This is a genomic window from Oleiphilus sp. HI0132 (assembly GCF_001635845.1).
The window spans coordinates 1-11,127 of the sequence record NZ_LWGJ01001780.1; the positions used below are offsets into that span (position 1 = coordinate 1).

At 44.6% G+C, this 11,127-nt stretch carries 10 protein-coding genes; 6 read left to right on the forward strand and 4 right to left on the reverse strand.

Annotated elements, in window-relative coordinates; all coding sequences use genetic code 11:
- Positions 1-208 precede the first annotated feature (208 nt).
- From A3766_RS27015 to A3766_RS27035, 5 genes are all read left to right on the forward strand, one after another.
- Positions 209-2,230 (forward strand): hypothetical protein, encoded by a 2,022-nt coding sequence (locus A3766_RS27015; protein WP_068643343.1) that lies wholly within the window; start codon positions 209-211, stop codon positions 2,228-2,230.
- Between the two features lie 85 nt (positions 2,231-2,315).
- A complete protein-coding gene (locus A3766_RS27020; RefSeq protein WP_068638355.1) occupies positions 2,316-2,873 on the forward strand; it encodes a hypothetical protein in 558 nt (185 codons plus the stop codon).
- A gap of 131 nt (positions 2,874-3,004) precedes the next feature.
- Entirely contained in the window at positions 3,005-3,766 is a 762-nt protein-coding gene (locus A3766_RS27025) for an SDR family oxidoreductase (protein ID WP_068511786.1), read from the forward strand.
- Between the two features lies 1 nt (position 3,767).
- The gene (locus A3766_RS27030; protein WP_068643345.1) at positions 3,768-4,400 is read left to right on the forward strand and encodes a TetR/AcrR family transcriptional regulator; all 633 of its coding nucleotides are present in this window, start codon (positions 3,768-3,770) and stop codon (positions 4,398-4,400) included.
- A gap of 119 nt (positions 4,401-4,519) precedes the next feature.
- The gene (locus A3766_RS27035; protein WP_068638415.1) at positions 4,520-4,882 is read left to right on the forward strand and encodes a response regulator; all 363 of its coding nucleotides are present in this window, start codon (positions 4,520-4,522) and stop codon (positions 4,880-4,882) included.
- Here the strand turns inward: A3766_RS27035 and A3766_RS27040 are convergent.
- Entirely contained in the window at positions 4,879-5,364 is a 486-nt protein-coding gene (locus A3766_RS27040) for a glutathione peroxidase (RefSeq protein ID WP_068643349.1), read from the reverse strand. The two genes, A3766_RS27035 and A3766_RS27040, sit on opposite strands and share 4 nt — an antisense overlap.
- 159 nt (positions 5,365-5,523) lie before the next feature.
- Here A3766_RS27040 and A3766_RS27045 point away from each other — a divergent pair, with 159 nt between their 5' ends.
- Positions 5,524-6,975, forward strand: coding sequence for a DUF3336 domain-containing protein (locus tag A3766_RS27045; RefSeq protein WP_068643351.1), 1,452 nt, complete (start codon positions 5,524-5,526; stop codon positions 6,973-6,975).
- On the opposite strand, the gene flgL is transcribed toward A3766_RS27045, so the two are convergent.
- From flgL to A3766_RS31680, 3 genes are all read right to left on the reverse strand, one after another.
- Positions 6,970-8,187: a flagellar hook-associated protein FlgL gene (gene flgL, locus A3766_RS27050; RefSeq protein WP_068511772.1), complete on the reverse strand. Its 1,218-nt coding sequence runs from the start codon at positions 8,185-8,187 to the stop codon at positions 6,970-6,972. The two genes, A3766_RS27045 and flgL, sit on opposite strands and share 6 nt — an antisense overlap.
- A gap of 62 nt (positions 8,188-8,249) precedes the next feature.
- Entirely contained in the window at positions 8,250-10,940 is a 2,691-nt protein-coding gene (gene flgK / locus A3766_RS27055) for a flagellar hook-associated protein FlgK (protein WP_068643352.1), read from the reverse strand.
- Between the two features lies 1 nt (position 10,941).
- On the reverse strand, positions 10,942-11,127 hold a 186-nt coding region (locus A3766_RS31680), incomplete at its 5' end, for a glucosaminidase domain-containing protein (protein WP_369808662.1).

The following is an 11,127-nucleotide window of genomic DNA, read 5'->3' on the forward strand; positions in this document are numbered from 1 at the left end:
TATTGGCCATTGCTAGATGTGCTTGTGAAGTCAATTAAAGCGCCATTTCGATAAAGCTCAACTTCCCAATGAATACGACTGGCTTGGTTCCCCTTCGTTTGATATTGAGTTTTCACACAGTGCTGAGCGCTTTGAGAAATATAACGATCTGACGGGCAGGTATGAGGCAGATATCAGCCAATACAGTTCGGCTACTGTTCAGGGTGTCATGGATATTCTGAAACACTCTCTACAAACCAGTTACGTTAACCAAGATGGGGCTCAAGACCTTAGACTTACCTTTAGCAAAGCGGCAAGCGGGCCAGAGCAACGATTATTTCTGGGTATCGATCAATATAAGTTTGGTGACGTAAACAGTCATTCCAGTGCTTTGCTTTCCGGCTCCGTTAGTGGCAGCGGTGTCCACTTAAAGCGCGGTAGCAATGCACTCCAAGAACAAAGCAGTGACCTACTTCTAGAAGGCGATGCACCGCCGGGCTGGGAAGTTGAGCTTTATCGAAATGGCGCTTTAATTGACTTCACAAGCACATCTAGCAATGGCCAATATCGCTTTGACAAAATTTCTACATATTTAGGAGAGAACATCTTTGATATTCGTATCTATGGGCCCCAGGGACAATATCGAAGCGAACAGAAAAAAATCACGGTCGGAGGTCAAATGCTGGCCAAAGGTTTGTGGGACTTTCAACTCTATGCTCTAAATAGAAACCAGCGCCTGCTTAGCCTTGAGGAAGAGGAGCTTGACGAGTCCTCATCTTTTTTTATGTCTGAATTTAACGCAGGGCTTAACGACTATCTCACCATTCAAGGTGCCCTCAGCCGCTTTACCCCCATAGACAACGAGATAGAACATCTCTATACAAGCTTGGGCTTTTTCGCTTCGCTTGGTGGAGGTTTTGGACAATTGAAATATGTCTCTGACCAGCAAAGCGGCCACGCATGGTCACTTGCATACAAGACCCGCTTGCTTAATACCAATATCAACTTTGATTTAGAAAAATATACAGACTTCATTAGTGATAAGAACCCGGATGGGAAACTGGAGCTGGATAGCACACTACGAATCAATGGTCTTTGGGCAGATATCTGGTCACAAGATATATCCTACGACCTGGAGCTTCAACATGCTCAATATGCTAATGCACAGGAACAATGGCAACTTTCTAAACGCTTAAGCACACGCATTGGTCAGACCCAAATTGCCAATCTAATCAATTACTCACACAATAATATAGATGACGTGGAAGACTCTCTTATCACCACGTTAAGCGCAACCAGGCGCTGGCATAGCTGGAGACTCAAGACCGAAGCTAACTATAAAATATTACCGAAAGGTGTTCTGGACTCCATCCAATCGAGTGCCAACTATCAAGCAAGTAAACGGGTAAGTTATCAAGCCTCGTTAGGCTACATTCTATCGGAAGAAGACACATACAGCTTCGACAATATGATCAGCTGGCGTCTGGACAAATACTCGTTTTCTCTTTCTGCCGGATTTGATACACAAGACCATCAAAGTATTGGCTTAAGCATTAGCTCTGCCCTTGCCTACGACAAACCTCATAATAGCCTCTACCTTAGTTCTGAAAGTGTGGCCTCTAGTGCCAGCGTGCTCGCACACACATATTTGGATCACAACAATAACGGTAGGTTTGATGAACAGGACAGCCCTCTTCCAAATATACATTTTAAAGGAAAGAACAGCTGGAGAAACAGCGCCACAAACGAAGAAGGTTATGTCTCTTTATGGGGGGTTCCTGATCTTCAAATGCAAACGATTAGTATCAACTCACGGAAAATTGAAGACCCGTTTCTGAAGCCACAGAAGGAGCATTTCACGCTCTATTCTCACTCGGGCAAGCTCAACGAGATCAGTATCGGCTTCCAAACTGCGATGGAACTCGAAGGAGAAGTGCTGCTTGAAAACAATGGTAAACTTATACCGAAAGCAGGTATTCCTGTCTCTCTTTTTACACTCGATGACTCACTGATACAGCAAACCCGAACCGAGTACGATGGTGTTTACATATTCGAAAACGTCCTACCAGGTAGCTACTTACTTAAAATAGATCCTGACTACCTTCAAAGTAAAAACCTCAGCGTAACACCAACTATAGAGCTCAAGACTTCAGGCGATGAAGGTATCATTTACCTTCCTCCCACACATCTCAAACAAAAAAATAAACTCTTACTTTTCAACATGTTAACCACACAAGCCACGATCACATAGCCCAGCTTTTTCATTTGCGCAAGAAATAAATATTTTTCACTTTTTCACATTTTAAGCATTGCTGCCTTAGCACTAGCTACTATACTTGAGTGGTATTCAGGACTTAATCAGCGATAAAAAGTGGAGGCAGACCGGCTTGAGAAAAGCACCCTTAGCATTAGTACTGCTTTCATGCTTTACGTTTTCAGTAAGCGCACAAGCTGAATCTTTTAAGGCAAAAGTGAAGTTGACCCTAGTCGACCCAGCATCGGTCAGCGCTATCGGCAGCACTCAACAAACCTTGTCGATGCCAGTTAAAAAGCTCGATAACAGCCAATGCACCATCGACCCTAAAAGCGGGTCTCTACAAGGTAACGCTTGCCTTGAGCCATCCGTCGATACACCTCAGCTAGATATTAGCGGGCGTGCCGCACAAGCCATCTCGGTAAAACTAAGTGACTCAGTCACAAATAGCGAAAGCGCGGCTTCTCTAAGCTTCGAACCGACGCTATATAATGGTTATGATCAAACTGAAAACTTTCAGCTAAGCACCAGTTCTCACAGCGTAAATATTGGTGGAACCATTTATCAACACAATACAAGTAACTCAGCACTTAATACCCAAGCAGTCCTTCAATACGGTGTAGAAGTACTTTACCCCTAGATTTACAAGCCCTAGCGCCCTATTAATTTCGCATGCCAATTAAGTTACCCTAGGTTATTTACATCAAGAGCTCATTCTTCTATATTAAGTAACCCAGAGTAACTTAACTTCAAATAATAAAGGAACACACAATGAACTACATCTTGATAACCGGTGCAAGCGCCGGAATTGGCGAAGTATTCGCAGAACAATTAGCCGCTCAAGGTCACAACCTGATTCTGACCGCCCGCAGAGAAGAGCGCCTTCAAGCGCTAGCCAGTAAGCTGGAAAGCCAATATAAAATCTCGACACAAATCATCGCTGCTGATTTGTCTGACTCAAACGGTGCCGAAACGCTAGCTAGCAAAATAATCAACGAAGGTTGGGCGCTAAACGGCCTAATCAACAATGCAGGCTTTGGAGACCGCGGTGCATTCACTGAACTGTCACTGGATCGTCAGTTACAAATGATTCAGCTCAACGTCACCAGCCTGGTAGATCTAACGCACCGACTCATCCCCAAGCTATCACAACAGAGTAATAGCTTTATCATTAACGTTGCCTCAACCGCTGCCTTTCAAGCGGGACCTAACATGGCTATATACTACGCGACCAAGGCTTTTGTGCTGTCCTTCTCTGAAGCACTATATGAAGAGCTTAAGGGCCAAGGTATTGCCGTCAGCACACTTTGCCCAGGTGCAACCGCATCTGAGTTTGCATCAGAAGCTAATATGACTAACACAAAACTATTCAAAGCAGGTGCCATGACAGCAGAAGCTGTTGTCAGGAAATCGCTCAAGAAAAAAGACCGCGCCATTGTTATCACTGGCTGGAAGAATATTTTTGGTGTTTGGTCTGGTAAACTATCCCCACGTTCAGTCACACGAAAACTTGCAGGATGGTTACAAGCCTAAAATGTGTTTAATCAAACAACGCGCGAATAATCCGGAACAAAAAGCTCTCAGAAAACAGCAAATTCTCGATGCTACACGAAAACGATTTTCTGATCTTGCCTACGAAGACCTTAACCTGAATGTGATTGCTGCAGATGTAGGTATTACTAAGGCCGCTTTATATCGCTACTTTAGAAATAAAGAGACTTTGTTCCTCGCGTTGTTTGTAGAAACCCTTGAAGAATTAATTCACTCGGCCCAAAAAATGCCAAACAAGCTCCCCCTAGCAAGGCTAATGGCTGACACCTTAATTGCTAACCCTATCTATTGTAAGTTGAATGCAATTTTACACACAATTTTAGAACGGAACCTTACCGTTGAAGAAGCATTACAATTCAAAAAAACCTTACTCCACTTAATGCACCAGTATTCCCAGTTACTAACACAACAAGCCGAGCAAGACTTGTCTCAAGCGCAAGCGCTCACCTTGCTTATGCAAGTTCAGCAAGCATTGATTGGCGTTTGGCATATGACTCACCCTGTCGGCGCAATTGCCGAGGTTATAGAGTCCCCTCCTTTAGATGTTTTTAAGCGAGATTTTTATAATGCTTTGCTCGCACATATAGAAACTATCACCCAACAAATTGCCCCTTAAGTGATACGCATCAGAAACTTAGCAAGTAATACCTGAGGAGCAAGATATTCCAGCACATTTAGCTATACTAAAGTGAAGCAAAAGTCTCTCATTCCTTAACGTGTAGGAACAACAAGCATATGGCCAGAATCCTGATCGCCGATGATCAATTAGTAATGCGCAACATGTTTAAAGTCATTCTACAAGACGAGCCACACGAGCTAACGCTGGCGGTTGATGGCGAAGCGGCTTTAAATGCAGCCAAAGCAGAACGATTTGACCTGGTACTGAGTGACTTATATATGCCGAAACTCGATGGTATACAACTCACCGCGGCTATTAGAGCACTCCCCGCTTACAAGGGAGTTCCCGTACTCATTGTTAGCACCGAGAATAAAGCAGAGAAAAAAGCTGCAGGCAGAGCAGCAGGCGCGAATGGCTGGATCATCAAACCCATTACCAAAGACCGCCTGCTTCCTGCGATAAAGAAACTACTAGGCTAAGGCGCCAACGCTGCATCGATATCTTTCACCATGTCTTTCGGCTCGGTATTGGGCGCATAGCGTTTAACAACCTTGCCCTGTTGATCGACCAAAAACTTGGTAAAATTCCATTTTATCTTTTCAGAGCCCATCAAGCCCTTCGCTTCTGATTTTAAGTATTTATACAAGGGATGAGTATTATCGCCGTTTACTTCTATTTTGGAGAACATTGGAAACGTAACCCCATAGTTCAAAGAACAAAACTCGCTAATCTCACTATCTGTTCCTGGGTCTTGCTTTAGAAACTGATTGCATGGAAAGCCTAAGATCTCTAGCCCTTTCTCGCTATACTCCAAATACAGCTCCTCAAGCCCCTTGAACTGAGGCGTAAATCCGCATTTACTTGCCGTATTGACGATTATCAGCAACTTCCCCTGATACGCTTTAAGAGGAACTTCCTCTCCTTTAATATTATTAGCACTGAACTGATAGATATCAGACACGAGTCTCTCCCTATTAATGAGTATTATTCACAAGCATCCTACCCCTAAACTATCAGCGATAAAAGCCTATTGATTTACATCAATGCTCAGGAATAAGCGTTTGACAATGATTATGCGATCAGCAAATATATTTTTTTAGCTTACAAGCGTAAACACAAGATGTCCGATACAAACAAATTGCAGCAAACTATGGATGAGGCACAAACTTATGAGCAATGGCTCACAGCCGCCTCGAAAGCCGATAAGCTTAACGGTAGTTATGACTGGCAAAAAAAGCCTGCCTCCAAGCACTACCCATACAAAGTACTGCAGGAACATTATCAAACAATCTCTGAACTGCTAGAAAAAAAAGATTATTTGAAGCTGATTCCCTATATTCAGGAAAGCCTGTATCGAACCACCGCGGAACTCAGTAAGCCTAAGCTCTATCAACCCGCCTACACAGGAACCAAGACCCTCGTTAGCAATTACTTAAAGTTGATCGATAAAGCGTTAAAGATACTCTGCGAATCTGAGATCGATAACATCTCGACAAAAGACAAACTTGCCCAATTCAAACAGGCCGAGCATAACTTTGGTCGCCCAGCCTTAATGTTAAGTGGCGGTGGTACCTTCGGTATTTACCATATAGGCGTGGTCGCAACGCTTATCAAACATCAGCTCCTCCCCTCCATCATATCTGGTAGCAGTATGGGAGCAATCACGGCAGGCATGCTAGCGACCCACACAGATAAGGAAGTACTTACTCTTCTAGGTAAGCCCGAGGAAAGTAACTACAGCCCTTTGAAGCGTTTACCGCTTAAAGGTATTTGGCAACAGCAATCATTACTCGACCCAGAGCAACTGCGCAGCTGCGTTGAACACAACGTCGGATTAATGACTTTTGAAGAAGCCTTTAAAAAAACCGGCCGAAACGTAAGCATTACAATTTCACCTGCCCGAACAGGCCAAAAGCCAAGAATTCTGAACTACCAAACTGCACCAAGTGTTTTTGTCGCATCCGCAGCGCAAGCATCTTGCTCTGTCCCTGGCTTATTTCCTCCTTGCCAGCTCTACGAGAAGAATGCCCGCGGGGAAAAGCAAACCTACCTGAAAGGAGAGCTTTGGTATGACGGCTCTTTTGCTACCGATATTCCAAGACAAAGAATGAGCCGACTTCACAATGCAAACTACTTTATAGTCAGCCAGGCCAACCCACATATTGTGCCTTTTGTCTCTCAACGTCAGGAAGATGGTTTTGCAGCCTTCCTTGCCGACCTATTGGTCAGCAGTAGCTTCTCTCAAGGCAAGGCGCTACTTAAATTGGGCAAGCGTCGATTTCACTCCCAAGCTTGGAGCTCGTGGCTAAATCACGCCTCCTTGATGCTTGATCAGGACTATTTGGGCGATATCAATATCCACCCTGAATTTCCGCCTTCCTGGTATGCTAAGTTCATGAAGAACCCCAGCCCTTCAGAAAGAGACTATATCTTGAAAATGGGTGAACGCTGCACCTGGCCAAAACTAGCCATGATTAGGGATCAAACTCAGATAAGCCGAACCTTACAGGCTTGCATCGCTCATCTGGAGCAAAGCGTCAAAGAAGAAAGCTTAAAGGCCACAGCCTTATAAGCGATCAAATAAGGAAAGCGAGGACACCTGGGAGTAAGAAGAGTAGGCAGCTTCCAGAGTGAACTGCTGCAAAGACAACAAACTGACTGCTTCCGCATAGTCAACCGATTCTAGGTCGCTCAGAGTTTGCTCTGTTAGAAGCTCCACATCCTTAAGCTGTTCCTCTGTTGTTTCAACAGTGTTCAGACGTGCACCAATCTGGCTTCGAGCTTCTAGAATAGAGGTTTCAGCGCTATCCAGGTTTATCAAGGCACTTTCCAGGTTCGCATCAAAAGTCGCTCGACCTTCTTCTGTGGCAGTAAAGTTATCCAAGGTATAGATAAACTTCTCAATCGTTGACAGAACGCCCTGCTTTTCAGTTGATTCGATAAAGAAGCTATCACCCGCAGTAGGCGTGCCGGTTATCTCAAATTGAACGCCATTGACGACAATCGGATCATTCTGTGAATAAGCCTGATTGGCCAGATAAGATCTACCCGTCGCTTTGTCAGTCACGTTAAACTCTGAAGGCGAGGTGAAAGTCACTATCATATCACCAGGATAAAACTGGTCATAAAGCTCTTGATCTATCACTTGCCCCGTCGTGATTCTGGCTTCTGGTACAGCTTGGTTATGAGGGTTTGCAGCGGTATAGAAGGTATTTTTATCAACAGCAATATCTTGAAATATTTGTTTGCCATTTTCAGATGAAGCAATTGTAACATTTGGCTCGACCTGAACAAAACGTCTCCCCTCATCTCCTTGATAAACGTAAGTACCCGAAACATTCTGCTGAAAGGGCTCCGTACCACCCTGAAAGCCACTAAATAAATATTCACCGCTGGCATCTTGTGAGTTCATCAAACCCGCAAGTTGCGACAAGCGTTCCTTCACCTCGGTTGAAATCGCCGATAAATCACTTTTGTTTAGAACACCGTTCCCTGCGGTCACCGTCAATTCACGAATACGCTGGACAACTGAGTTGATACTACCAAGTAAGTCGTCTTGCAAGTTTAAATGACCACGAGCCAGTTCAATATTCCGTTGAAACTGAGAGTTTAGTTCCAGCTCCTGATTCAGCTCTAAAATTCGCGTTGAAGCAACCGGGTCATCGGCGGGCGTTAAGACTTTCTTGCCCGTTGATATTTGTAACTGTGTCTTTTGCTGATCAGACTGAACATCCTGAATCGCTTCCAGACCACGGTTGAAAAGCTGCTGCGTTGATATTCTCATAAGCGTCACTTGATGGTACTTAGACCACCCCTGTTTTTCCCAACTCTATCTTCAATTAAACTCTATCTAAAGGCATTCAATAGCGTATCAAAAAGCTCTCTGGCGACCGAAACAACTTGTGCCGAAGCGTTATAAGCAGACTGAAACTGCACCAGCTTACCTGCCTCTTCATCCAGGTTAACACCAGAAATAGACTCTCTATTATTTTCAGACTGAACCAATAAGGCTTTCGCAGAATCAGCTTCCAGACGTGCCCGATTTGTTACTGTGCCAATTTCTTCAATAATCTGTGAATAGGCTTCACCATAGCTAATCACACCACCTTGAACCGTCCCTGCACTTTCCAACCCAGCCATGGCTAAAGCATTGCGGTTATCCGAGACACCACCTGTGTTGTAATCTATTCTGAAACTATCACCCGCCTCAGCTTGGCCTTTAATCTCGAACTGAAACCCAAGGTAAGTTGACTGCCCTACGGGTGCCCGTTCAAAAACACTATCGACGTCAGAGGTAAAGCTGATGCCATCCGCAAGTGTTACGTCAACCGCGCCACCGACAGAAACACCATTTCCCGCTATCACCGTTTCTGTATCCGCTGAAAATGCGCCCGGGTTATAAGGATCCACAGCACTGACATTGACACTGTCACCTGCTGCACCAGTGACCGACACAACAATATCAATACCGTTACTGGCATGAATTTCAACGTCATTGCCATCACTTACAGCATAGATATCCAAATCCTGCAAAGTCGTGTTTTCATTAATCAAACTAGCCAGGTCATCTTGAGTCGAAATACTACCTACCGGAATGGTAATGGTTTCGCCATTAATGACGAAGCCCAGGTCCGTACCATTGGCCGCATCAACAAAATTATCCAAACGAACCTGGGTATAAGCATTTGCCTGAATTCCTTGAACGGCCTGTAAACTATCAGCGATCTCCTTTGCAGAGCTGTTCGCGGTTATTCCTAGTACCTGCGAGCTAACGACACCCGTCTCAGTATCGCGGTTCAAGATAGTTAAGTTTTGAGCACCAAAGCCATTTACCAAAGTGCCAGTACTCGCCGCTGGCGTTCCAACCTGGAACGTATCACTTCCCAATGCCGAAACTCGCATCTCTCCCGGGTCAGAGGTGAAAATCGTATTAGTAATACCTGGGTTGTACAATAGGTTATTCATCGCTGGTGTAAGCGGTATCGGGTTAGCCGGGTCAGACACATTCAATACTTGAAAGCGGGTATCAGTAATAAACTCAATTTCCAAGGGTGGAGATAACTGCCCTTCGGTATCAAAGATTGGCAAGGTTGCGTTAGTCAGCGGGCTCTCTACATCAAGCATGGTCCCAAGGCTAATATTCGCATTACCGGTATTACCCAGGTTAGCATCCGCACGAACTGGGGCGGCGAAAGAAATCGCTTCAACCCTGTCAATTTCTGCGCCTATATCCTCTGCACCATTTTTTGTGGGTTTAATAACAAAACGATCACCAACCTTGAATGTGCCGGAATTAAACTGCAGCTGAAAACCATCGACTTCAACACTAGCCGGAAAAATTCCAGGTAGTATCCCTTTGGTCACAACATTATTTGTACCTGCGATGAACAGGGTATAATCGTTGCTCGATGGACCTTCAAATTTCAGGTCGTAATCGTTGGTTGTCAACTCGGTCGCATCAATGATGTTAACCTGCATACTATGATCTTGAGGTTCAGCATTGGTACTATTTCCCAGAACGCGGCTTCGTGCCAACACTTCCTCATTAACATCCCTAAAGAATAGGCCGCCTAAATTATCTTCCAGATCCATACCCAAGCCATGCTGCTTGTTGACGGTGTCTGACAAAACCATAGCTATACGACCGAGACTATTAACTGCTGTTGTAAGTTCATTGTCTCTAAAGTCTAGAAGCCCACCTACTTTTCCGCCGGTCAGCTCATTACTAATTATCTGAGAGCGACCATTAACCTGCATAACAATTTCTTTTCGTTCAGTGTCACTAGGGTTTAAAGTCACATCCAACTGATTTGAAGAGCTTCCTAAAACAAGAGGCTGACCATTTCCCACAAATACGTTGACCTGACCATCTGCTCCTGTAGGAAAAACTGCTACGTTTACGTATTCAGATAGCTCTCGTAAAGCTTCATCCCGAGCATCTAATAAATTGTTGGGTAAATCACCCTGCCCTGCACCAATTGCAACAGCAATAGACTGATTCAATTCGGCCAAACCTTGAGACAAACTATTGATCGCAGCAACCGAGGCCGCCAGCTCTACGTCAATATTTTCCATCTGAGAATTAAGTCGATTGTCCAATGCATGAAACCTGGAAACCAAACCTTCGGTTTGCGTCAATAATAACTGTCGCTGAGGGATAGAGGTTGGGTCATCAGCGCCACCTTGGAAGGCTTGGAAGAAAGCAGTCATAGCAGGCGTCAAACCAGTTGTCGTGCTGGCAAGCAAGTTATCGATCGACTCTGCTTGAGTAAGCACTGCATCACGTTCATGATAAACGGTTGTATCGGCACGAACCTGCTCGCTAATAAAATCCTCTGCATTTCTACGAATCGTGGCAATATTCGCGCCCTGACCAGTGTAACCACTACCAGTAAGAATAGATTTATTATCTACAAACACGGCCTCCTGACGACTGTAGCCAGGTGTATTGGTATTAGAAACATTATTACCCGTNACCGATAAGGCTGTCTGATGAGCTTGTAGACCTNAAAGGCCAATACCGATTAGATCTGGCATATCAGCCTCCAATTCCTAATTTGCTTGCGGTAGAGCCAAGGTCCAGACTAGAAAGTTCATCAATATTCATATAACGATCTATAATACGATTTATCTTGTTGGCATAGTCTGGGTCGGTTGTATAGCCGGCATCTTGTAGCTCGTGTGCAAAGTCATACGGATCACCCGCTTTCTCGAGCGCTTGCTC